At 34.5% G+C, this 23,877-nt stretch carries 20 protein-coding genes and 1 pseudogene; 7 read left to right on the top strand and 14 right to left on the bottom strand.

What is annotated here, in order from left to right:
• The first annotated feature begins 181 nt into the window (after positions 1 to 181).
• A complete protein-coding gene (locus H9655_RS16095) occupies positions 182 to 2,101 on the top strand; it encodes a heavy metal translocating P-type ATPase (RefSeq protein WP_191815861.1) in 1,920 nt (639 codons plus the stop codon).
• 208 nt (positions 2,102 to 2,309) lie between these two features.
• On the opposite strand, the gene H9655_RS16090 is transcribed toward H9655_RS16095, so the two are convergent.
• Complete coding sequence (locus tag H9655_RS16090) at positions 2,310 to 3,134, bottom strand: YihY/virulence factor BrkB family protein (protein ID WP_191815860.1); 825 nt, start codon at positions 3,132 to 3,134, stop codon at positions 2,310 to 2,312.
• Between the two features lie 20 nt (positions 3,135 to 3,154).
• A complete protein-coding gene (locus H9655_RS16085) occupies positions 3,155 to 3,505 on the bottom strand; it encodes a YtxH domain-containing protein (protein WP_191815859.1) in 351 nt (116 codons plus the stop codon).
• Positions 3,506 to 3,656: 151 nt separating this feature from the next.
• Between H9655_RS16085 and H9655_RS16080 the strand changes: the two genes are divergently transcribed.
• Positions 3,657 to 3,884: a DUF1128 domain-containing protein gene (locus H9655_RS16080; RefSeq protein ID WP_191815858.1), complete on the top strand. Its 228-nt coding sequence runs from the start codon at positions 3,657 to 3,659 to the stop codon at positions 3,882 to 3,884.
• Between the two features lie 44 nt (positions 3,885 to 3,928).
• On the opposite strand, the gene map is transcribed toward H9655_RS16080, so the two are convergent.
• Positions 3,929 to 4,675 (bottom strand): type I methionyl aminopeptidase, encoded by a 747-nt coding sequence (map, locus tag H9655_RS16075; RefSeq protein ID WP_191815857.1) that lies wholly within the window; start codon positions 4,673 to 4,675, stop codon positions 3,929 to 3,931.
• Positions 4,676 to 4,789: 114 nt separating this feature from the next.
• On the bottom strand, positions 4,790 to 5,305 hold the full coding sequence (locus H9655_RS16070) for a type 1 glutamine amidotransferase domain-containing protein (RefSeq protein ID WP_191815856.1): 516 nt from the start codon (positions 5,303 to 5,305) through the stop codon (positions 4,790 to 4,792).
• A gap of 338 nt (positions 5,306 to 5,643) precedes the next feature.
• On the opposite strand from H9655_RS16070, the gene H9655_RS16065 reads away from it, so the two are divergent.
• Entirely contained in the window at positions 5,644 to 5,964 is a 321-nt protein-coding gene (locus tag H9655_RS16065; RefSeq protein WP_095370084.1) for a helix-turn-helix domain-containing protein, read from the top strand.
• Between the two features lie 152 nt (positions 5,965 to 6,116).
• On the opposite strand, the gene H9655_RS16060 is transcribed toward H9655_RS16065, so the two are convergent.
• The 6 genes from H9655_RS16060 to H9655_RS16035 form a co-directional block, all read right to left on the bottom strand.
• On the bottom strand, positions 6,117 to 6,242 hold the full coding sequence (locus tag H9655_RS16060) for an anti-repressor SinI family protein (RefSeq protein WP_225230685.1): 126 nt from the start codon (positions 6,240 to 6,242) through the stop codon (positions 6,117 to 6,119).
• A 286-nt stretch (positions 6,243 to 6,528) separates the two neighbouring features.
• Positions 6,529 to 7,434, bottom strand: coding sequence for a pseudouridine-5'-phosphate glycosidase (locus H9655_RS16055; protein WP_191815855.1), 906 nt, complete (start codon positions 7,432 to 7,434; stop codon positions 6,529 to 6,531).
• 15 nt (positions 7,435 to 7,449) lie between these two features.
• Positions 7,450 to 8,544 carry a carbohydrate kinase gene (locus H9655_RS16050; RefSeq protein ID WP_191815854.1) on the bottom strand — a complete coding sequence of 365 codons (1,095 nt, stop codon included), beginning with the start codon at positions 8,542 to 8,544 and terminating at the stop codon, positions 7,450 to 7,452.
• Positions 8,545 to 8,656: 112 nt separating this feature from the next.
• Positions 8,657 to 9,424: a flagellar motor protein MotB gene (motB, locus tag H9655_RS16045; RefSeq protein ID WP_191815853.1), complete on the bottom strand. Its 768-nt coding sequence runs from the start codon at positions 9,422 to 9,424 to the stop codon at positions 8,657 to 8,659.
• On the bottom strand, positions 9,421 to 10,209 hold the full coding sequence (gene motA / locus H9655_RS16040) for a flagellar motor stator protein MotA (protein ID WP_191815852.1): 789 nt from the start codon (positions 10,207 to 10,209) through the stop codon (positions 9,421 to 9,423). Before motA ends, motB begins: the two co-directional genes overlap by 4 nt.
• A 206-nt stretch (positions 10,210 to 10,415) precedes the next feature.
• Entirely contained in the window at positions 10,416 to 10,793 is a 378-nt protein-coding gene (locus H9655_RS16035) for a DnaJ family domain-containing protein (protein WP_191815851.1), read from the bottom strand.
• Positions 10,794 to 10,887: 94 nt separating this feature from the next.
• On the opposite strand from H9655_RS16035, the gene H9655_RS16030 reads away from it, so the two are divergent.
• Entirely contained in the window at positions 10,888 to 11,049 is a 162-nt protein-coding gene (locus H9655_RS16030) for a hypothetical protein (RefSeq protein WP_191815850.1), read from the top strand.
• A 57-nt stretch (positions 11,050 to 11,106) separates the two neighbouring features.
• Here the strand turns inward: H9655_RS16030 and hutH are convergent, their stop codons facing one another.
• On the bottom strand, positions 11,107 to 12,594 hold the full coding sequence (gene hutH / locus H9655_RS16025) for a histidine ammonia-lyase (RefSeq protein ID WP_191815849.1): 1,488 nt from the start codon (positions 12,592 to 12,594) through the stop codon (positions 11,107 to 11,109).
• A 304-nt stretch (positions 12,595 to 12,898) separates the two neighbouring features.
• Between hutH and H9655_RS16020 the strand changes: the two are divergent.
• Together H9655_RS16020 and H9655_RS22935 are read left to right on the top strand one after the other, a co-directional pair.
• Positions 12,899 to 13,471: pseudogene (locus H9655_RS16020) on the top strand (toprim domain-containing protein); the annotation flags it as partial.
• Between the two features lie 131 nt (positions 13,472 to 13,602).
• Complete coding sequence (locus H9655_RS22935) at positions 13,603 to 13,719, top strand: aldehyde dehydrogenase family protein (RefSeq protein WP_404826106.1); 117 nt, start codon at positions 13,603 to 13,605, stop codon at positions 13,717 to 13,719.
• Positions 13,720 to 14,280: 561 nt separating this feature from the next.
• Here the strand turns inward: H9655_RS22935 and H9655_RS22765 are convergent.
• Positions 14,281 to 14,409: a hypothetical protein gene (locus H9655_RS22765; protein WP_263600760.1), complete on the bottom strand. Its 129-nt coding sequence runs from the start codon at positions 14,407 to 14,409 to the stop codon at positions 14,281 to 14,283.
• Between the two features lie 351 nt (positions 14,410 to 14,760).
• On the opposite strand from H9655_RS22765, the gene H9655_RS16010 reads away from it, so the two are divergent.
• The gene (locus H9655_RS16010) at positions 14,761 to 15,081 is read left to right on the top strand and encodes a ribonuclease E inhibitor RraB (RefSeq protein ID WP_191815848.1); all 321 of its coding nucleotides are present in this window, start codon (positions 14,761 to 14,763) and stop codon (positions 15,079 to 15,081) included.
• Between the two features lie 446 nt (positions 15,082 to 15,527).
• Here the strand turns inward: H9655_RS16010 and H9655_RS22930 are convergent, their stop codons facing one another.
• On the bottom strand, positions 15,528 to 16,748 hold the full coding sequence (locus H9655_RS22930; protein ID WP_225230684.1) for a leucine-rich repeat domain-containing protein: 1,221 nt from the start codon (positions 16,746 to 16,748) through the stop codon (positions 15,528 to 15,530).
• Positions 16,749 to 16,763: 15 nt separating this feature from the next.
• On the bottom strand, positions 16,764 to 23,426 hold the full coding sequence (locus H9655_RS16000) for a DNRLRE domain-containing protein (RefSeq protein WP_225230683.1): 6,663 nt from the start codon (positions 23,424 to 23,426) through the stop codon (positions 16,764 to 16,766).
• Between the last annotated feature and the right edge of the window lie 451 nt (positions 23,427 to 23,877).

Below are 23,877 nucleotides of genomic sequence, written 5' to 3'. Positions count from 1 at the left end.
AAAAAAACACTATAATATAGACGATATCCCTTTTCAAAAATGACAATATAATGTAAAATTAAAACAATTAAATATTTCAATTCGGCAATTTTTCTGCTGTCACCTATATGGTGGCAGCTTTCGTCGTTTTTAAGGGTAATGATGTTGATTATTCTTCTCAATAGAATGGAGGAAATGAAATATGGAAGAAAATGTCCTTGTGCAAAAACACCCGCAATCATCTAGTCAATTATTCGAAAAATTACTGCCACATATCGAGCTTATAGCCGCGATAACGTCAGGTGTTTTTATTCTTATCGGTTGGTTACTGAGTAAAGGCGGGTATGAAACTACTTCTATTACCATCTTTATCTTATCTTTTATTATCGGAGGATTTGCTAAGGCGAAAGAAGGTATTGAAGAAACAATTGCTAATAGAGAATTAAATGTAGAGATGCTAATGATTTTTGCCGCAATCGGCTCTGCAATTATTGGTTATTGGATTGAAGGTGCCATACTTATTTTTATCTTTGCTATGAGTGGCGCACTAGAAACATATACGATGAATAAAAGTAAAAAAGAAATATCTAGCCTAATGGAATTGCAACCTGAAGAAGCTTTATTAATTCATGAGGATAGAGAAGAAGTTGTTCACGTTTCTACATTAGAAATTGGTGATAAGATTCTAGTTAAACCAGGAGAACGCGTTCCATCTGATGGAATCATCGTTTACGGACAAACAACGATAGATGAAGCAACAATTACTGGCGAATCGATTCCTGTAACAAAAGGGTTATCTGCAGAAGTGTATGCCGGCACAGTCAATATGAATGGAGCCATTAAGGTAGAAATTACTAAGAAAGCTGATGAAACTCTTTTTCAAAAGATCATTCAGCTTGTCCAATCAGCGCAAAGTGAAAAATCCCCTAGTCAGTTATTTATAGAGAATTTCGAAGGAAAATATGTAAAAATTGTACTACTGACCGTGGCACTTATGCTATTTCTCCCACACTTCTTACTGGGATGGAGTTGGAACGAAACATTTTATCGTGCCATGATTCTCCTAGTAGTGGCCTCACCTTGTGCCCTTGTCGCCTCTATTATGCCGGCTACATTGTCTGCGATTTCAAATGGCGCAAAACAAGGAATTTTATTTAAAGGTGGGGTGCACTTAGAGAATTTAGGCCATATTAAAGCCATTGCCTTTGATAAAACAGGTACTTTAACTAAAGGACGTCCAGAAGTAACAGATTTTATTACACTACACACTCAGCATCGTGATGACTATTTGCGCATCGTTGGATCAATTGAAAACCATGCCAACCATCCACTTGCAACTGCCATCGTCACGTATACAAAAGAAGAACAAAGCTCTCCCCTTCTAGAGCCCGAATCAATCGAAGATGTACCAGGATGGGGCATTAAAGCTGTGATGAACGGTGTCACTTGGAAAATTGGTAAACCATCATTTATTTTGAACAATAACGAACTTGCGCCAGAATTAAAAGAACAACAAGAAACATTAGCATCTAATGGTAAAACGATTGTATTATTTGAACGCGATCATGAGGTTTGTGGATTAATTGCATTAAAGGATCAAGTTCGGCAAGAAACAAAGACTGCGGTTAAACAATTAAATGATCAAGGGATTTATACTATTATGTTAACAGGTGATAGCCAATCAACCGCACAAGCCATTTCTACTGAAGCAAATGTAGAAGACTTTATTGCAGAATGTTTGCCAGAAAAGAAAGTCGATCATGTAAAGGAATTAAGGAATCAGTATCAACAAGTAGCAATGGTTGGGGATGGAATTAACGATGCGCCTGCACTTGCAACTGCAAATGTCGGAATTGCTATGGGAGAAGGAACAGATGTTGCATTAGAAACAGCTGATATTGTTTTAATGAAAAACGACCTTCCTAAAATCGCTCATGCAATTTCCCTTTCCAAACGTATGAACACGATTATTAAACAAAATATTGTTTTCTCAATATCCGTTATTATGCTGTTAATTTGCTCCAATTTTCTACAGATATTAGATCTTCCTTATGGTGTAATCGGTCATGAAGGATCAACCATTTTAGTGATATTAAATAGCTTAAGACTGTTGAAGGACTAAAAGAAGCAGCTATCCAATGTTTGAATGGATAGCTGCTTCTTTACTTTAATGATAGCCGTTTTGCTTATTAGCAGAACCAGATGTTTTTTGTTTAGGTTTATTTTTACCTTTTTGTTTTGTGTTACCATCTTTATTTGCAGTCAATGTACTCACCCTCCTTAACCTTAGGTTGTCCATTTTCATGCACCATACAATCAGGTAACTTTTACTATGTGTTCTTAGCTTTACTGTATTTATTTAACAATGCGTTGATTTCTCCACCAATCATAATAATAATGCCAGTTAAATAAAACCAAATCATTAAAATAATGATGCCACCAATACTGCCATATGTTGCTGAGTAATTTCCAAAATTACTAACATAATATGAAAACGCATAGGAAGAAAGAATCCAGCCAATTGTAGCAAAAAGTGATCCTGGTATAACTGTCACATTGGTTAACCTCTTATTAGGGGCAAACCAGTACAATCCACTAAAGATAATAAAGATTACAAGCGGGCTCACCAGCCACCTAAGCGCATTCCAAATGCTCAAAAATTGTTCAGTCAATCCAAATACATCAAAGATAAATAGCCCAATTTGTTTACCAAACACAGGCAATAATAAGGCAACTAAGAATACGAAAATCATAGAAATAGTCAAAAGTATTGCAACACCTCTTGCAACAATAAATGATCGACTTTCAACAACATCATATGCCTTATTAAAAGCCCTCATAATGCCATTAATCGCGGCGGAAGCGGACCACAATGTACCGATAATACCAATTGATAACAGGGTGCCATTTTTCGTTGAGACAGCACTCAAATTGTCTTCTAATAATGACATAATTTCTTTAGGTGCGAAATCCCTAACGATAGCAAAAATATCCTCTTGAGTAATCGGAAAATATGGCAGCAATGATATTAAAACAATTAATAATGGAAAAAGTGATAGAAGAAAGAAGTAAGCCAATTGTGCAGCTACGCCAAATACATCATCCTTATCTATTCGCTCCCATAACTCCTTTCCAAAAGTAGTGACTTGTTTCATCAGCGATCCCCCAAACCTTGTTAATTACTCTTTACATTCCCTTCTAACGTCGCTTCTGAAACCTCTACTTCGCTTTTAGGATCATTTATGGCTTCTCTTGTTTCTATTGCTTTAGTTTTAATATCCTCTATTGTGGCCGTTAAGAAAGCCACATCTTCACCGATCTGCTGGGCTGCTGTTCTAACTTTTAAAGAAACACCCTTCACTTGTTGAACGGCTTCATCTGGATTTTTTATGTAATATTTTGCACTTTCTGTCGTTTCTCTGCATTTTGATTTTGCGTTTTCTCTTGTATCACGGTCTAGCATCGTAAGCGCACCGCCCGCTAGCGCTCCAAGGACAACACCTTTCCAAAACAATGATTTTCCCATTTATTTCGCTCCTTTACTTATTTTTAATCTACCTACACTTTATTTTCTTTTTTTCTATAAAAACATGCAAGTTTTACATCTATCCATGGTTGACTTTTCACTTTAACCATGGAAAGATTATACTACTGATGTATATGGGGGAGGAACTTAAGTGAATTTATCACAGAAATCAACTGAGAATGTCGATTTTATGATCGAAAAAATTAAAGAAAAACTAAAAGTATTAAACATCGGCGCCATTAAATCTTCTCATTTTGACGAAGAAATGTACGAAGAACTAAAAGATATTTACGATTTAGTTATGAAAAAGAATCATTTCAGTCCAAATGAAATGCAAGCAATCGCTGAAGAATTAGGAAACTTGCGCAAGAATAAATAATTGCTTATTATAAGCAGCTGCAAATCATGCAGCTGCTTTTAGTTTTATTGTTCAGTTAAAATCTTAATACCATCTTTACCGACAGCAATTGTATGTTCATATTGAGCTGATAGACCACCATCAACAGTCCGCGCAGTCCAGCCATTTTGATCCATCTTCATATGATGCATCCCAGTATTGACCATTGGTTCAATAGTAAAAACCATACCTTCCTTTATTCTTGGCCCTTTATGTGGAAGGCCAAAATGAGGGACATCTGGCTTTTCATGAATGCTCGCCCCTATACCATGGCCAATAAATTCTCTTACTACTGAGAATCCTTTCTCTTCAACAAATTGTTGAATCGCATAACCAATATCACCAATGCGATTGCCTATCTTCACTTGCTCTATTCCTTTATATAATGATTCCTTCGTGACATCTAATAAGGTAGACACCTTTTCATCCACTTCTCCAACACCATACGTCCAAGCTGAATCTGCAAGGGCACCATTATAATTGACTACCATATCAATCGTAACAATGTCACCTGATTTTAACGGTTCTTTTCTAGGGAAACCATGACAAATTTCATCATTAATGCTAGCACAGGTAGCATATTCATATCCTCGATAGCCCTTTTGCTCAGGTGTAGCTCCTCTTTTCTTCAGATAGGCATCAACAAATTCTTCAATTTCCCATGTGGTTATACCCGGTTTAATTCTCATGGCAATCTCTTTATGACATTCAGCAAGTACCTTACCTGCTTCATGCATCTTTTCAATCTCTCTAGGTGATTTCAACACGATCAATAGCAAAACCTTCTTTCAGTCACTGTTATATTAAAAGTTATTATACTCTACTTATTAATATTAGCGCTGAATGAAAAGTTTTACAAAAATCATGCAATGTTTGCTTCTCAGAAGTTATCCGAGTAATTTTAAAGACTCTCTTGTAAAGGCAGGAATATCATCTGGTGTGCGACTCGTCACAAGTTGATCCTGACAGACAACTACTTCTTTATCCTGAAGTTTAGCTCCTGCATATTCCATATCTACATGAATCGATTTATAGCCTGTTGCGCCTCTACCTTCTAATGTTTTAGCAGAAATTAATAATTGTGGTCCATGACAAATTGCAAAAACAGGCTTTTTCGCATCCATCATTTTTTTCGTGAATTCAACAAAACGATCATCTGCTCTTAATATATCTGGAGAAAATCCACCAGGAATAAAGAGAGCATCAAACTCATTCGGATTTACCTCATCAATACTTTTATCAATTGTCACTTGATCATTTCCTTGTTTTCCTTTAACCACTTTCCCTGCTTCTGATTCAATTGTTATCATTTCGTGTCCTGCTTCTTTATAACTTTTTGCTGGCTCTGTATATTCAGAGTCCTCAAACATATCGGTAATTAGACAAGCAATTTTTTTACTCATTTACTATCTCTCCTTTATGATTTATATTGTTGGTTATATTATGTCCGTTCCCTGAAAGTCTTCCCTTAAAACATCTATGTATGTTAATAAATCTACAAGGAAAACAATTTCTACAACTATACTTGATAATTATTTTCTGTTAAAATTCTTTTAGAAAGTTAAGAATTCAATCTATTCAGTTTATACAGTCTCCTTATCAAAAGCTCCGTTATGTAATGATTTAAAATTTTTTATTACAATTAAAAGACTAAGCGATTACAATTTACGGACATAAGCGGTTGAATTCTCTTTTTTTGTTATGATACTGTTAACAACAAAGATAGATAGGGTGAACGTAAATGATTGGAAATCGAGTCAAAGCATTAAGACAAGAGAAAAAAATGTCTTTATCAGAGCTTGCGGATCAAGCAGGAGTAGCAAAATCCTACTTAAGCTCATTGGAGAGAAATTTACAAACGAACCCTTCCATTCAATTCCTCGAAAAAATCGCAGCTGTACTCAATGTACCTGTTGATCACCTTATCCATGATCAAATTAATAAAGAAGAATTAGATACTGATTGGATAAATATAGTTAAAGAAGCGATGGAATCTGGGGTTTCAAAAGAAGAATTTCGGGAGTTTCTCGACTTTAATAAGTGGAAAACTAGGAATAAATAGGACAAGCATACGCATTAATGTGTAAAGAAAAATACGAGTTATTAATCATCCTTCGATAATCTTGGTGATTATCGAAGGTTTTTTTATTCTTCATAAATATCTTACCTTTAGTCGTTTAATGAACAATGGTAGAAATTTGGTCAGAAATAATGTTAGTCCTCTTCTTTAGCTTGAAGAAAAACTCTCACCTCATCTTTATTTAAACCTAATTGTTTTGCTTCTTTAATAAGGGCAAGCCATTCTTCATCTAATATTTCTATCACTAAAGACCTTTCCAAATTAATCCCCCTTTAGACTTGAAGCATCGTTTCATTTATATCTATTTTGTGAAAATAATTTTAAATTATTTTCAGATTATTGTAGATATTTACATTTTACTACTTGTTCATTCTAAAATCTGCTAATTTTTTTCTTCATTTTCAACCAAAAAACGACAAGCGTATTACGAAAATTGTAATATATAGGGATAAATTGGGATTTTAGTTCAAACTATTGATTACCTGAAAGGCAACCTTCAAGTCTTCGTTAAAATAGAAGCTTATTGATGTTCGATTAGTATATAAATTATAATTGCATTGCAAGCTTTGCCCCAATCTCTGCATTATGCTTAACTAATGCAATATTGGCAGCCAAACTTTTACCACCTGTTAATTCTTTAATCATACATAGGAGAAATGGTGTGATTTCTTTTCCTGTGATACCTTGTTCTTCTGCATGAACAAGAGCTTGATCAATCATCTCATTCATTTCTTGTTCTTTCAGAGCATGCGCTTCTGGTATGGGATTGGCAATAACTAGCCCCCCATTTAGACCTAAACCCCATTTTACTTTCATTATTTCAGCAATCTCTTTTATCTCATCAACACGAATATTGACATCATATGGGCTCTTTCTCGTATAAAAAGCAGGTATCTTTTCTGTACGGTAACCGATGATTGGGACACCATGTGTTTCTAAATATTCGGCTGTTAATTTAATATCTAGAATCGATTTAGCACCGGCACAAACGACAGCAACATTTGTCTTTGCTAATTCTTGCAAATCGGCCGAAATATCCATTGTTTCACACGCCCCTCTGTGCACACCCCCGATCCCTCCTGTTACAAATACTTCAATACCTGCTAATTCTGCACAAATCATCGTGGCAGCAACAGTCGTCGCTCCATGCTTTTTCGATGCAATAACATAGGGGAGATCTCTTCTACTAACTTTCATTATTGATTCGTTCGTTGCAAGCAGTTCAAGTTCTTCGTCTGATAAGCCAATCTTAATTCTTCCGTTTATAATAGCAATAGTTGCTGGTATTGCCCCATTCTGTCTGATGATCATTTCAACTTCTTTGGCAGTATGTACATTTTGAGGGTACGGCATACCGTGTGAGATAATCGTTGATTCGAGTGCGACAATTGGCTTTAACTGTTTCTTTGCTTCTATCACCTCATCAGAGTAATCTAACCAATCTTTTCTCATTTGTAACAACTCCTTTTAAAAATATTCTTTAAAGGCTTGTTGTAGTCTCTTTGGATTTAATTGTGGATGAACTGTTTCTTTACTTGTAAGCGTTACACTCGCACAGATCATTCCTATTTTACATGCATCTTCTATATGCATCCCTTTTTGATGTGCATAAATAATTCCTGCTGCTAATGCATCTCCAGCACCTGTAACATCAACGACATGAACATAAGGGGGCATAATAGCTCCTGCCTCTCCATCTTGTGTTGCAAAAACAAGCCCATTTTCTCCTCTCGTTATCACCACTCTTTGTACACCTTTTGCTAAAATCATTTCACATGCTTTAAAGTAATCTCCTTCACTTGTAAGTTTCACTCCCGAGAGCAAACTTGCCTCATCTTTATTCGCAATAAGGAAGCTGACGCCTAGTAGTTGATCAGGAAGTCTTTTAATTTTCGATGTAGATACTGTTGTTATACTTAACGGTGTATTGAATTGTTTACATTTTTCAATTACTCTTGTCAAAATAACATTTGGGAAATTCGTATCTAGAACAACCATACTAGCCGAAGTGAAATACCTCCATCGTGATTCAATTATTTCCACATCGAGGATATCGTTAATTCCCATATCGGATAATGCTATTTTCATTTCCCCCTCTTTATCTAAAACTGCTGTATACGTTCCTGTTCGGCAAGTAGGTATAATAATCGACGGTGTTGTATCTACTAATGGCTTAAGACGATCTAACAACCACATGCCTTCATGATCTTCACCAATAGCAGCCAGTAATGAAACGGACATTTCAAGTCTAGCCAAATTCTCCGCAATATTCCTTGCCACTCCACCTCCTGTTTGTTCAGTCTTTACAGGATTGGATGTTCCTTCATCCAATCGATCGTCTGCATGCAATTTTCTATCAATATTGGCAGCTCCTACACATAAAATAGGATCTTGCTTTGGCAAAATATAAGCCCTACCTGAGATATAACCATTTTTTGAGAGAGAGGAAATATAACCTGCTACGGTAGAACGAGAAATATTTAAGCTCTCTGCTAACTCAGACTGTGAAATATACGGATTTTCTTTTATAAAATCTAAAATCTGTTGCTCTTTTTCATTCACTGACTCCCCTCCTCAAACATTTGTCTATATTATAAACAATAGTTTGATATTTCTGCAAATTATAATAAGTCTCATGTATTTTTCATAAAAAAACAGATAAACTTTTTGAAGTTTATCTGTTTTGTGTCAATTCCCTAGGAAGTATTAAAATTTCTACTCTACGATTTCTTTCTCTTCCTTTTGCCGTGTCATTCGATTCTTTAGGTTTATATTCACCAAATCCTTTGGCACTAAACCATTCAGGATTAAGTTCCGGATTACGTAAAAGGACTTTCATAAAATTGACAGCTCTCATTACACTAAGTTCCCAGTTTGATTCAAAATGAGCGTTCCGTATCGGTATATTATCCGTATGCCCACTAATAATAATATTCCTTGGAGGATTCATAATAAGTAGATCAGAGATTTCTTCTGCTGTGTTTATATCTCTTTCTCTAACTTCTGCACTACCTGAAGAGAATAATACATTATCTCGAATCGTTACAAGAAGTCCTTCAGTCGTAAGCTCTGTTTCAAATTTATCAGTAATATCATTACTAATAATAAAGTGATCAACTTTGGCCTTTAACTTTTTAAGTTCTTCCGTGTCTTGTTCCTCATCAGAAAGACCAGACAGTTGACTAGCTGACACACTTTCTTTTTTTATAGGGGCCGTGCTTCCTTCTGGCATTGGACTTGGAAAATCAATAACACCATTCCCCCCTGAAAAAACCTCATTAAACGCAGTGGACATTTTTTGAAACTTTTGAACATCGATTGCACTAGAAGCAAATAAGACGATAAATAAAGCAACTAATAATGTAAGTAAATCCGCATAAGGCAGTAACCAGGATTCATCCACATGCTCATCTTCGTGACTCTTCTTCTTCCTTCTAGTCATGATTCCATGCTTCCTTCTTCTAAAAATTCTTTTCTTTCTTTTCCTGGTAAGTAGGAAGATAATTTTTGCTCAATTACACGTGGGGATTCTCCCTCCAAAATAGATAAAATTCCCTCTATCATCATCCTCTTATGTTTTGCCTCTATTTTAGACTTCCTCTTTAGCTTATTTGCGAAAGGATGCCATAATACATATCCTGTAAAGATCCCTAACATCGTTGCCACAAATGCGGCGCTTATTGCTTCACCTAATGCGTTAATATCGCTCATATTTCCTAATGCGGCAATTAATCCAATGACGGCCCCTAATACACCTAGAGAGGGGGCATATGTGCCAGCTTGTGAAAATATTTGCGCTGCTGATTGATGGCGCTCTTCCATTGCATCAATTTCTTCATTTAATACATCTCTAATATAATCAGCGCTCTGTCCATCCACCGCAAGTGATAAACCATTCTTCAAAAAGGGATCATTGATTTCATTTATTCTTACTTCTAATGATAACAACCCCTCTTTACGCGCTAGCTGAGCCCAATCAGCAAATTGATTAATGATTTGAGACATCTGTAACGTCTCTCTTTCTTTGAATATTACGCTTAATATTTTAGGTATTCTTTTTACTTCAGAGACTGGGAAAGCGATTAAAACAGACGCTACTGTCCCAACGATAATGATCATAACGGCAGCTGGGTTAACTAATACCCCTATTCCTACTCCTTTTAAAATCATACCTAGCACAACAGCAATAATTCCTAATATGACACCTATCCAAGTTGTTTTATCCATCCTTATCACACCTACTTCAAAAAATACTTACTTAAAACTTTTTACTCATTACTTTTTTATCAAATACTGGTTTCTTTGTTTTATTTCGACATATTTCTACGTAAATGAAGTATCTTAACAAGGTATTTTTTCCTTTTTGTTTTTTTTGTAAATATATACACAAAAAAACCACACAAAAATGATTGAAAAACATCATTTCTGTATGGTTATCTAAAAAGCTTGTTCTCGATTTTCTGCTCATAATTTTTGAAGATTTGCGCGTTTGTTTCCACTTTTCTTTCTGACAATAACGCTTGAAACTTTAATCTCTTTTCATTTAGCTCTTTTTTTAACTCTCCTTCTTTTTCTTCATTCTCACAACTAGCAATTAATTGTTCGATTGTTAGCATCTCTTTCTTAAGATCGATTTCCTTTGTTGTGTACCCTGCATTTTTCATTATTTTATAAGACATTCTTAGAGATTCTGGTACTCCATTTAGTTCGTCTTTCGGTAACGGCTTACCACGACCTTTTAAATGAGCAAATTCTCCCTGTCTTTGTGCTTGTTTGATTTTCTCTTCCGCTAAAATTGAAAATAAATCCATTATGAACACCTCATCTTAACTTATTATACTGCATGCTTTTACATATCCCTAGCGAATGAAGGGAAATATAAAATGGAAAGGAGCGATTCACTAAATGTCAAGAGGTAAACATTTTAACCATAAGAACAAACAGCATCCAGGGGCTTTTACTGAACAATATCAAAAAGAAAAATCAACTGAAGCGCAAGAAGACGAGGAGTTTTTAGTCGTTCAAGAAGCTTTTAAAAATCGCATTGAACAAAGAGAAAACCGTTAATATAGGCATGAGGCTGTAACCTTCAAACTGGCTTACAGCCTTTTTTATTGAACAACGTTAAGCATAAGCTTTATTTTTAAGCCACTCCGTGCACTTTTCGATATCGGTAGAAAAAATACGATCCTGTTTTATCGTTGGTACAATTGTTCGACCTTGTTCATATAGTGAGCGGGTATGATTAGCCATCTTATCTATTCCTTTAAATTCTACCGCTTGCATCGCACAAATCAATTCAATTGCAATCACTTTATTTACATTTTTTATGATTTGATAAGCATGCCTTGCAGCAATCGTTCCCATACTTACATGATCCTCTTGATTAGCTGAAGAAGGAATTGAATCAACACTAGCAGGATGAGCCAGTGTCTTGTTTTCGGACACGAGTGAAGCTGCACAATATTGCATAATCATAGCACCTGATTGCAACCCTGGTTCTGGGCTAAGAAAAGCGGGCAATTGATTGAGTTGTGGATTAACTAACCTTTCTATTCTTCTTTCAGATATATTCGCTAACTCTGCCACGGCAATTTTCAAAAAATCCATAGCTAACGCAATTGGTTGACCATGAAAGTTCCCGCCTGAAATTACCTTTTCTCCATCATTAAAGATTAAAGGATTATCTGTTGCAGCATTTATTTCAATTTCGAGCTTTTCTTTCACATAGTTAAGGGCTTGCCAAGTAGCACCGTGAACTTGCGGTATACATCTTATAGAGTAGGCATCCTGGACTCTTATCTCTCCTTGAACAGTAGTTAACTTGCTACCACTTAAGTATGACCTCATCCTTTTTGCTGTTGCGATTTGCTCAGGATAGCCACGAGCTTCATGCACTTTATGATCAAATGCATCGATTATACCATTTAATGCTTCTACCGAGATTGCCGCGATCTTTTCGCTTTCATAAGCTAAGTTTTCCGCTTCAATATAGGCGATTACTCCTTGAGCGGTCATAGCTTGCGTCCCGTTAATTAACGCTAGACCTTCTTTTGCTTCCAAAGTCAGCGGAGTGATGTCACATGTCTGTAGCACTTCTGCACTCTGACGTTTTTGTCCATTGAAAAATACTTCACCTTCTCCAACCAGTGTTAGTGCTAAATGGGATAGCGGCGCTAAATCACCACTTGCACCCAAGGACCCTTGCTGAGGAACCACGGGATGAATACCACGGTTTAGATAAGTAACCAATCGATTGATTAATGATAGACGAACACCTGAATAGCCTTTTATAAGCGCATTTGCCCTTAACAATAACATTGCCCGAGAAACCTCCTCTGGGAATTCCTCACCCACGCCACAGGCATGAGAGCGTATTAAATGGATCTGCAACTCCTCTACATGTTTGCGATCAATATGGACATCACTAAACTTCCCGAAACCGGTCGTAATGCCATATACCGTTTTTCCTTCCGCAACCATTCTCTTTACAGCCATATGACTTCTTTCTATATTATCTATACTAATACGGGCTATCTTAACTTCTTCCCCTTGAAAGACTACCGCCCTCACTTGCTCTATCGTAAGTTGTTCCCCTGTTAATTCAATCATCTTATTACCTCCTTATCACTGTAGCAAAATAAAGAAAAGACCCGAGTATCACTGAAATGATACTCGGGTCTTTATTGAAATGATTTCATTATTATTTACGCGCATGATACTTCACCTATTTAATCTGTCTTACATCTATATTATAAAGCAGTACTTATCATGTCAATTGATTTTTACCATATTTTACCTAGTTACCATGTTATCAAGATAAAGCACTAGACCCCCATATAAATTCATTTCATTTTCCGCTATAATAATTACGACCCTTTAGTTTAGGAGATTGTTTTTTAGGAAGGGAGCAATTATGAAATCATTAGTATTAGCCGAAAAACCAAGTGTCGGCAGAGAAATAGCCAGAGTATTAGGGTGTAATCAGTCACATAAAAACTATATTGAAGGTAAGCATTATATTGTTACTTGGGCGCTTGGCCATTTAATAGAACTCAAGATGCCCGAACATTACGATAGCAAATACAAACAATGGAAACTAGAAGACCTGCCTATTATTCCTGAAAAAATGGGCATTAAGGTAATGAAGCAAACAAGTCATCAATTTAAAACGGTCGAGCATCTTTCCAAGCGAAACGATGTAGGAGACTTTATTATCGCCACGGATGCTGGACGCGAAGGTGAGTTAGTTGCTAGATGGATTTTAGAAAAGATTAAATGGAAAAAGCCAATCCACCGCCTCTGGATCTCATCTGTCACTGATCGAGCAATACAACAAGGATTTAAGAACCTTAAACCAGGGAAAGACTTTTTAAATTTATATGATTCTGCTGTTTGCAGAGCTGAAGCCGATTGGCTCATTGGATTAAATATTTCACGTGCATTAACAACGAAATATCAAGAACCACTTTCTGCTGGTAGAGTACAGTTGTATCCTGTCAATAGCTAGGGTGAAATTAATATTTCTTGTATTTATATGACTTGTATGATTTTCTCCCAAATTTATATGGTTAAAAGATCCTTATTCTAATATCGCACCATTATGGCACTCAAGATTGTTTGCACCAATTGCCTCTATTATCAAGGGCTGAATCTGATGAAGAAGCCCTCGCCCTGGCTAATGATACAGAATATGGCCTAAGCTCCGCCATCTTTACGAATAACCTAAAACACTGAGAAGACTGGGCTATGAAAATTAATAGCGGAATGACCCATAATAATGACCGAACTGTCAATGACGCACTTTAATACTTATTACTTTGAATTTATTTTGAGAAAACCTTTTTTGTAATTAAATATCTACTTTATTGACAATAGTCCAATCGCAATGTGTCTAATCCCTCAAAAAGGAATATCAGATATAAATAAAGACCGACTGCAAAAAATCATCGTTTAATAACTTTCTGAGTCAGTCTTTTTAAAAGATACTATTCCTAGGATTTCCTCATTTTATATTTTCATTAGTCTCACTGCGCTAATTTGATATTATTTTCTCTAACGAATTTAATAGTTTTTACAGAATCGCAATTTGCACTTAACGCATCTTATGTCTTTTTTATGGTATCATTGTTAATTTTATTTATGTCCTGATTATCAAAAGTGTATATTAAATAGCTTATCAACTCCTCCTCATTGGAATCTGCTACATCTACATTTAGATTTAAAATATCCCAAAACCATACTTGGAATTCGTCTATACTTATTTATTGTTTTAAATATTAATTAGGTACTCTTTCCTTATTTGCTATCAGAATTATCCTCTGGGTCGAATAATTCTGATAGCAAATAATAAAATTGAGAATCCTTATTCACTTTATAAATATCTAATGATTCACTTGCTACCTCCATGCCACACATACCTTCCATCCGGGTCTACCATCGTTATAAGGTTATTATTCGCATACGTATACCCATTTTGAATCAAGATATCAATTGAGAGTCTATAAAGTGCAATAGTATCAAGTAACCAACCATATAGAAAAATCTCAAAGAACGTTCATTCCAAATTAATAGACCATACTGTTGTTGAGGAAATCTCCATAAAGCATTTATGATATCATGAGATTATACAGTTCTGTACTTAAAGGTAAAGAATAGTTTATTATAATTACTATTGGGGATATTATTTCAAATAAGAAGAACAAATAACAAATTCTTTTGGTGAAAATGGGTAGTTGCTAAACGGATCTTTAATATTTAAAAAGGAGAAATGGTAAAATGAAATTTCCTAATAATGATGATGGACAAGCATTGAAAATGTTATATAAAGAAGGAATAGATTTTAACGAACCACATTATCTAGAATTGTTTGTTGCAGTTCCTGATGAAAAGAATGGTAAAGCTACATTGGATATATTAAATAAACAGGGGTTTAATTGTGAATTAGAACAAGATGAAGAAACTAGAGAGTGGACATGTTATTGTACTAAAAAAATGATTATAAGTTACGATGACATTATCAACGTACAACAGCAGCTTGAAGATTTATGCAAACCTTATGGCGGATACCCGGATGGATGGGGTGTAATGGTCGATTAAAATTTAACAATTTCTTGAGGAATCATTAAATCTCATATATGAATTATATGCAAAGTCAAATAATAAAATAAAAAACGCCTATGTAGAAGGTTAGTATAAGTTACACTAAACTCACCTTTTTTAACATAGGAGTTTTTATTTAATTTTATTTTTATTTCTAGATAACCAACAAAAAATTTGGTTATCTAGAAATTCCCTAATTTAATCTTTGATATTTTTTCCTTATAGAAAAATTAATCGTCGGTCTAAAGTTGATTAAAAAACTGCATTTTCAGTCGTTGCAAATAAAACAGGGGTATTTAAGTTCTGTTTAAGCCATCTGAGAAATGTATCGATTTACCATCTTGCTTTATACATGTAGGCGATGCTTCTGGCGACTAAAATTGGCAACAACACATATGACTAACCAATATTCTACTTATAAATATCAGTTCTTTAATACCTTATTACCATTCTCTCCATTCTTCAGTAATATCATCTACAATTTCTAGTCCTCCTGAACTTGCTACTTCCAAAATAAACTCTATTAGTTCTTCTCGTTCCATAGTTTCTATAAAAAAGTCATACTCCACATTGAGTTTATTAAATTTTAATACCACACTCTTTACACTTTCTATAAGTTCCTCTATTGTTGGGGTATTTAACGCTTTAATCTCGCTAATATAGTTTTTCAAGACTTTTTCAGAGGAAGCTAGGTTTTCTTTTGTAAACAAATAGTCACCTTCTTCCATTCGTCTTTTCCACAACACTATTGGCATCTTTTCATTTAACTGCTTTTCCTCGTTAGATTCACTTATATTTTTTCGATTATCTTGAATAACAGAATAACCTTCTAGATGGTGTGAATAATGTTTTTTCTGTGTAAAGTATACATAATCTAGTCCTTCACATGCACTCAAGTCTCCATCCAATACATTTGTACCGGGAAATATGAAGGTTTTTAAATTTGAAAGTTCTTTTATAAAACTAATAGATAGAATCTCCCCGCAATCCGGTATTACTAGTTCTTCTAACCATTTTAAATTCTTTATAGCCTTATAATCATTAATTTTCTTACAATTTTCAATTTTAAAAGTCCGTAAACAAGTAGATAGATACTTAACCTCATCAATATCTTTTAATGTCCTTAAATAATATAGTCCTAGATGCCTTAACTTCTTCAAGTCTTGAATACCATCAAGTGAAGAAATATTAGATTTAACAAGCTCTAAGAATGAAAGTCTTTTTAAATTCCTAAATTCTTCAAGGTTTTTATTTTTTGGTTTATATCCCCATAATTCCATTCTCCTTAAGTTTACGAGGCTTTCCATACCTTTTATTTTAGTTGGCAATTGCCCGTATATTATTTCAAGACTTGTACATCTACTAAAGTCAATCGAAAGAGAAGAATCTGTATCATTAATAGCTAGTACTTTTAAATTTTTTAAAAAGTATAAACCCGTCAAATCTTTTATATAATGATTAGATATAGATATATTTTCAATATTAGGGCATTTTTTTAAAAAATTTATATTATCTTGTTCATATAAATCATCTATCTGTAATCTTTTAATTTGGTGCTGATTTACAAATATAATGGATTCTTCTACATTAGTATTATTAATAATGACAATATCACCGTCATCTTCTTTTCTTAATACGACTTCCCCGATTTTTCTTGTACCCATATAACCTCCTAATAATTAATATCTGCCATAATCTTGGTAGTGATACTTTCTACCCGGGCTATTTATTTTATTATATAATTTTCCACCTCTACCATAATTGTGTTTTTTCATTAATTTATACTCTTTTTTAAATGCACTCCTGTGATTTTTAGCCGGTTTCCACATTATAGTTTTAACTTTAGTATTATTTTTGCTAGCATGTTTTTTAGCAGAAACACGAGACCTTTTAACACTTCCTTTTCCTATATATTTATATCCATTATTATATCTTACAACATAGCTACCTGGACCTTTTGTTACTTTGGATAAGTTTTTCACTTTTTTATATGTCTTATATGCTTTATATCCCCTATAAACAGCAACTCCACCCATAATAACAAATTGTGCGTAATGACCATCCGGATCTACCATCATTATAGGATTATTATTCGCATAAGTATAACCATTTTGTGTAAGAATATCATCGTCATCACCAGGTTCTGGATCAAGAGATAAGAATACACCGTGAGTTGAGTGATAGTATCTTGCCATTAAATAATAGAGACCTGTTTCTTCATCAAACTGATACCCGGCATAACGGAATGGATTTTCTATTGCTATACCTGTACGCTTTGTTTCTAATGGATTTCCCCAGCTATCATAAGAATAGGAAGCCGCGATATTCCCAGATTTATCTGTTAATGCAACAACATCCCCACGTGGATTATAATGATAATAAAAAGTGTCTGAAACAGATGTTCCACTATGTTTATTAAAGGCTAAGCGTTGACCATCTGTACCATACACATAAGATCTTAATACTTGATCACTTGCATTCGATTCATATAAGACGTTTAAACTGTCCCCATCATAAATATAATTTGTAATGGTTCCTTTAACATTCTTTTGAATTCTTCTACCATCGTCATCATATTTATACTCTGCATAAGGAGTGGTTTCATCTTTTTTGTAAATAGCAGTTAATTGATCAGCTGCATTCCATTCATAGATGTAAGTACCATCTTCTGTTCGATTTCCTTTCGCATCAAACTTAATTGTTTCGTTCCCATACTTGATCAATTGGTTCATCACATTATAGGAAGCAGTTATTGTAGATTGATTCCCCATCTTTTGAGATATTCTGTTCCCGAACCCATCATATTCATACTCATTTATGGTTCCATCTTGTAATGTCTCCTTTGTTAATTGATCAAGGGAGTCATACATAAACTTATCAGTATCCCCATTATTATAGACGATTTCTATTCGATTCCCATTCGCATCGTAAGTATATTTTTCATCAATAACGGTTGTCATTGCACCTGTTGCTGCATCTACTTTATTCGTAGACATGGAAATGACTTGTCCAGCTTGATCATAGACGTATGTTGTTCCAACTCCATTTGCTGGTGTATAAGTGGTTACATTTCCAGATTCATCATAATCAAGCCTAAAAGTATTGCTATTATTTTTTACAACTGTGTTTTGTTCAAGTTTATTATATTCATAACTAATGGTTTGATCCGTACCCTGGTGTGAAAAAGATGTACTTTTCAGTTTATCTGAATCAGTTGGATACTTCCAATTTAACGTCGCTAGCTCGCTATCATTCTTCTTCAATTTCTGTGTAACTAAGCGATCTTTATCATCAAATGTTTGTTCTTTTTTTAGTTTATTCACATGATCAATAATCAAAGTTTCATTACTATTCTTATCTTTGTTAAATTCAAACATTAACTGATCGTTATAGTAGATTTTATCGATACGGTCTGCTTCGTCATAGGCGTTTTTAATATATTGTCCGTTCGCCAGCGTTGTTTGAGTTAAATTATCATTATCATCATATTGATAACTAGTTTTCTTATCCAACGGATCAATCACAACAGTGAGCTTGTTATCTTCATCGTATTGATACTTATACGCTTGCTTTTTGTTATCGGCTTCGATATTTTTTACTGTGTTATTTCCATTTTTATCATATTCATAAGATAAAAATGTTTTATTTGGTAAGGCCAATTCCTTTAACTGATCGTTATCATCATAAGTATATGATTTTTTAAAGCCCTTAGGGTCTACCTCACTTAATAGGTTTCCAACATCATCATATTTTTTTTGCGTTTTTCTTCCTAAAACATCAGTCAAAGTTTCAGCATAATTCTTTTTCAAGTCATACTCAGCTGATGATAGGATGTTCCCCTCTATCAATCTAAATGCATCAAACCATACCGTTCCTAAATTGTTTCCCCTGAAAATTCCATAGAAATCAATAGATGTGATGGCTTTTTTTGCATCCAGATAAAGAACAGCTCTATTCCAATCTTGCGTACCTGTAGGAAACGGTGAGTTTCTAGATTCAGAAGTTCCATCCGCATATTTAATTGTAGCCCAGATAGAATAATCTGCGTTTGGTCCTTTATCAATTGCGTTTGTTACATTCTCACTCATAGATACAGCAGTTAAACTAATTGGCTTAGGATTATCTACCGGTTGGTTCAATACGAAAGTTTGTCTATAATGAATACGATCTTGTGTGGTTGACGTTCTTGTCATTTTTACAGACCTGTCTCCATCATAAGCTTCATCGTCCACAATGCTCGCTGATCCAGAAGCAAGTACCCAACCTGTTTTCCCTTGTTCAAAACTACCGTTTGTAACTGGATTATAGGAAGAAGACACATGTGACTTCTCTAATTGAACTCGATCAAACCATGCTTCTCCAGAGGTTGATGAATGATTGTGATCGATTTCAAGATATAATCGCACTTTATCAACATTTTCCTCTGTTTTAAACGTAATCTGCCTCCGCGTCCAAGGGTTTGTTCCTGTCATCGAAGAATACTTATTACTATCCCATTTAACCCCGGTGCTACCATTTAGTTGCCGTACATTTAAGAAAACTTTGGCGTTCTTTAAGTTAGCTGTTTTAATATCAGCACTAAACGTATATGTCTGATTAGGTTCAACTTGTACATCCTGAATATAAGCAGAATACCCTAATTCTGTGCCTGTTGTATTGGAAACAGTTGTTAACTTTAACGCTTTATTACCTCCGAGTGTCCTATATTCCTTATCTGGAATCGTAACTAAGGAACCTGTACCCGAAGCTTTAGAATTAGTTAATGTCCAATAATCAAGGTTGTTTTCAAAACTAGAATTTGTAATTAGATTGTTTCCTACTGCTAAAGATGAACTCGATTGAATCTCATTTCCAAAATCATCAAACTTTGCTACCGATGATATAACCCCAGCTTCATCTGTTTCTGAGATTGGGTTTAAGCCATCATATGCAATGGTGGTTTTTTCTTTTTCTGTATCGATATATTCCACTAAATCATTATTAGAATTATACTTATAAGTTTCTGTTCCATAACTATCCTTAGAGGATGTAACATTCCCATTTTTATCATACTGGTATGATTCTGTTGCTTCTTTTCCGATATCTTTTGGATTCCAAGACTTAATTAAGTTATTACCTTGATATTCATATCTTGACTCTAAGTTTTTGTTTGCTCCTGATTCTTCTGGTGCATAGGCATCAATTTGTTTTACAGGATTGGCAGCTGCGTTATACTCGAAATAAGTTTTATTTCCCTTAGGTTTTGTCAAAATTAATGTTCGCTTAGCTAGGTCATATAAAAAGGATGTACTTTTGCCTTTTGGGTTTGTTACCTTCTGAATTCTTTTTTCTTTTGTATCGTATTCATAACTAGTAATCACAGGTTTTTCTGAAGTATAATTTGGATCAATAACTTTAGATAATTGTTGATTTTCATTGTATTCATAAGTTGTTACTTCATTACTTGAATTCGTGACAGTAACTAATCTTTCATCTTTATAAGTAAAAGTTGTAGTTCGGCCATTAGGGTCTGTCAATTTAGAAACGAAGCCATTAGAATAATCAACCTTAATTACTCTACCAGAAGCATCTGTAATGGTTTTTAATTGATTATCGACATATTCGTATACAGTTTTATTCGTTTCTTTTTGGGCATCCCGAATTTCTTTTAATCTTCCAGATGTTTTATCAAAGTACATCTTGTTTTGATCCTTAGAAGTTAAAATGAAATCCGTATCTGTTTCATCTAACTCTAGATATACGCCAGTTGGTGCTTCATAGGAGCCATCAGATTTCTTCGTAAAACTATGTGTCGTACCATCCTCATCAGTAAAGTTGACATAGGATGAGTCAACCACTACATTCATCTCGGCATCACTAAACCATCCTATTCCAAAAATCCCTTTTGATGACGACAAACTATTATACGTTCTTCCTATTCCTAGTCCTGGCCCTCTACCATCTATTGAATAATCTGTTTCGTCTATGATTAAATTACCTGTTGCTGCATTCACAACACCATTGTGTACATCTATTCCTGTCCAGTAATCTTCCATACCTAAGTAATCTTCAGCGCTTGGGATTGTTGGCTTGTATAAACCTGACCAGTTACTTTCTGGATGTCCTAGATTGCTGTATGCTTTGATTTTGAACCAATAATTTTTAGCGTTCGGATAATTTCCTTTTGCATTCCTATATACAGGAGAGGGGTCAATGGATAGTTCCGTTCCTTTTCCATCTAAGTTTAACTTATATCTTCCATCATCTATTTGGGACTGGGTTGGCCAAAGGCCTTTATTTTGAGTTGTCCATTCTGTCGTCTCATTATCCACTATCGCTACATCTTCATATTCTTTTCCATTATAAAGAGCAATTTTGTAGCCATCTGCTCCCTCTACAGGTTCCCAATTTAATTTTACATAACCCGATTTTTCACTTAAAGCGTTGGAATAAGGTCTGCCAGTAGGAGTTTTAGGTATCTCCATTGGCATATATATTCTTGTGGCTCCCGATTGAGGGCTATCACCGCCTGGGTAAATCGCAACAATCCTTACCCAATAGTTCCTCGCCTTAGGATAAGTTCCTCCGTCTACAACTGCATTTTGATACACAGGATTAGGATTAAAAGGTAGCTCTGTTCCTGTTTTATCTGTACGTAATTTATATTGTCCGTCTTTAATTTGGTCTTCTGTTGGCCAAATCTTTTTTCCTTTTGTAGACCAATTTGTTACATCACCAACATTAAAAGAATCATAAGATTTTCCATTATATACTAATACCTTATATCCAGTTGCTCCATCTACTTTATTCCAACTTATATCTAAGTAACCTGTTCCTGTGCCAGATCCATTAGATAGGGCATTGACTGATGGAGCTGTGGGAGCATCATAGTGATAAGTAACTGATAAATATGGTTTTAAAGCAGAATTATCTGAAGAAACAATCTTCTTCCAGAATTCCATTCCGTTCCCATTTGCGTGTAACTTAAAGCCATTATTTGGTTTAGTTCCTGCGGCCCATGCTTTTACGGTATTTAAAACATTGAATTGAACCCATTCATCTCTACCTACATTTAGATTTCCAATATTCGTGGAGCTAGGTTTATTGTTCCATGTTAATGTAGAAGCGTTCCAACTCCCCGAAACTTCGTCCAGCCAAAGCCCATTTTTAGTAGAAGCATAGTATGCATGTGTTACATACATGTTCAAAGTAGCTGAATCAATGATAGCTTTATCTATTTTTGATATATTTTGTTTAATAAAAGCAAAATTGTTACCTGTAGTACTGTCATAATTACCAACCTTCAAAACATACTCATTTTGACTTGAATCCCATTTTTGAGAGGATGATCCATAATTAGTTGTAGGATATGCACTCGACACAAAGGCATCTGAATTCGTTGTTAATGAGGTGGTAGGATCTATGTATACTGGAAATACACGTTCAGAGTCTGTTAGCCATTTTTCATCGGCCGTCACTTTTAATAGATATCCATCTTCACTCTTTTCTAAGTCGTAAGTGACGTCTTCTGATTTAGCAGCCTCTGCAGACAACTCATCAATATTTGAATCGGTCATGAATGGCTTAGGCAAAGTAAAAACTAAATTCTGTTTTTCTTCGTCAAAAAATACGATTGATCCATCCTCTTGAATTTCCCCTTTTAGCTCAGTTTTTAGGGAGAATGTAAAAGAATTAAGTCCCGTATAAGATTGTAAAACAATATCTTCTTTCACATTTTCATTGAATGTAATATTTCTTAAGTCTATATCTGGAAATATATTTTTATGTACAATGACATTTCCATCATATTCAGGCTTGCGATCTTGTACCTTGCTTTCTTTTTCTTTGCCTTCTGCATGTAGAATTGAAAACTCTATAGAGTGATAATCCTTGCTGAAAATAGCATAACTTCCTTTATTCATTTCTTCATAAAACACGGATGATAATAGCGTATTTTCTGTTTCTATTACTTTTTGATTTTCTAGCTTGGTCTCATATAAATCACTTGAAACATCTTCAAATTCACCTTCTGCTTCAATATGAATGGGATCAAAATATATATTTTTAGTAAATGTCCCATCTTTATTATCGAAAACTTTAGAATTTTCCGTTCTTTCTTCGATCACCTCTGTTATTTCTTGAGACTGACCTGATTGTAATTCCTTGCTGGGACTAATTACATTCTCCTGGCTTTCTGTTTTTGGTGGATCTTTTTCATTAGCAAATGCGTCGTAGGGTATTGATGTAAATACTAATAAGATAGCTAAAATCCATACAAAGTATTTTCTCAATCTAGTATTCATTGATATTCTTCCTCCTTGAAAATATATAAGCAAATATTTTGCTCCAGAAGATTCTAGCATATTTATAGTATATTAGAAATAATTATTTTTTTCGGTTCAGGAAAAATGTTTTAGGATTGAATACTATAAAAACATACAAGTTTACCATTTAGTCTTACATTAATAACATCAGATGCGAAAATTGATAGGTCAAAAAAGCGAATGCGATATCTATGTCAAGGTATTTCAACATTTATAGAACAAGAATTACTGAAATACAAGCTTTTAAAAAAATGCTAAGGAAGTGAAGAAAACGCATAGTGATAAAAATCCCACACAAATTACAATATATGGTTATAATAGTAAGTTTTATCTTGGGAGACGCATTTTTATGGGTTTTCGAGTATTTCTTTTTCGTAGGTTAAGGAAACCACGTTTTCTATCACACCAGTTGAGAAAAGAGGAGAGTTTTGTCGGCTTATGGAAGCGTATCCTGTTATTAGCATTTATAAGTATGGTAATAATAGGGGTT

Source organism: Cytobacillus stercorigallinarum (assembly GCF_014836495.1).
GTDB classification, from domain to species: Bacteria; Bacillota; Bacilli; order Bacillales; family Cytobacillaceae; genus Cytobacillus; species Cytobacillus stercorigallinarum.
This window is presented reverse-complemented; position numbering and strand designations above follow the sequence as displayed.

Bases quoted from the DNA above. Each gene is read 5' to 3' on its own strand.
- H9655_RS16095 (WP_191815861.1), top strand. From the start codon at position 182: ATGGAAGAAAATGTCCTTGTGCAAAAACACCCGCAATCATCTAGTCAA.
- H9655_RS16090 (WP_191815860.1), bottom strand. From the start codon at position 3,134: ATGAAACAAGTCACTACTTTTGGAAAGGAGTTATGGGAGCGAATAGAT.
- H9655_RS16085 (WP_191815859.1), bottom strand. From the start codon at position 3,505: ATGGGAAAATCATTGTTTTGGAAAGGTGTTGTCCTTGGAGCGCTAGCG.
- H9655_RS16070 (WP_191815856.1), bottom strand. From the start codon at position 5,305: ATGAGTAAAAAAATTGCTTGTCTAATTACCGATATGTTTGAGGACTCT.
- H9655_RS16065 (WP_095370084.1), top strand. From the start codon at position 5,644: ATGATTGGAAATCGAGTCAAAGCATTAAGACAAGAGAAAAAAATGTCT.
- H9655_RS16055 (WP_191815855.1), bottom strand. From the start codon at position 7,434: ATGAGAAAAGATTGGTTAGATTACTCTGATGAGGTGATAGAAGCAAAG.
- motB (WP_191815853.1), bottom strand. From the start codon at position 9,424: ATGACTAGAAGGAAGAAGAAGAGTCACGAAGATGAGCATGTGGATGAA.
- motA (WP_191815852.1), bottom strand. From the start codon at position 10,209: ATGGATAAAACAACTTGGATAGGTGTCATATTAGGAATTATTGCTGTT.
- H9655_RS16035 (WP_191815851.1), bottom strand. From the start codon at position 10,793: ATGGATTTATTTTCAATTTTAGCGGAAGAGAAAATCAAACAAGCACAA.
- H9655_RS16030 (WP_191815850.1), top strand. From the start codon at position 10,888: ATGTCAAGAGGTAAACATTTTAACCATAAGAACAAACAGCATCCAGGG.
- hutH (WP_191815849.1), bottom strand. From the start codon at position 12,594: ATGATTGAATTAACAGGGGAACAACTTACGATAGAGCAAGTGAGGGCG.
- H9655_RS22765 (WP_263600760.1), bottom strand. From the start codon at position 14,409: ATGGAAGGTATGTGTGGCATGGAGGTAGCAAGTGAATCATTAGATATT.
- H9655_RS16010 (WP_191815848.1), top strand. From the start codon at position 14,761: ATGAAATTTCCTAATAATGATGATGGACAAGCATTGAAAATGTTATAT.
- H9655_RS22930 (WP_225230684.1), bottom strand. From the start codon at position 16,748: ATGGGTACAAGAAAAATCGGGGAAGTCGTATTAAGAAAAGAAGATGAC.
- H9655_RS16000 (WP_225230683.1), bottom strand. From the start codon at position 23,426: ATGCTAGAATCTTCTGGAGCAAAATATTTGCTTATATATTTTCAAGGA.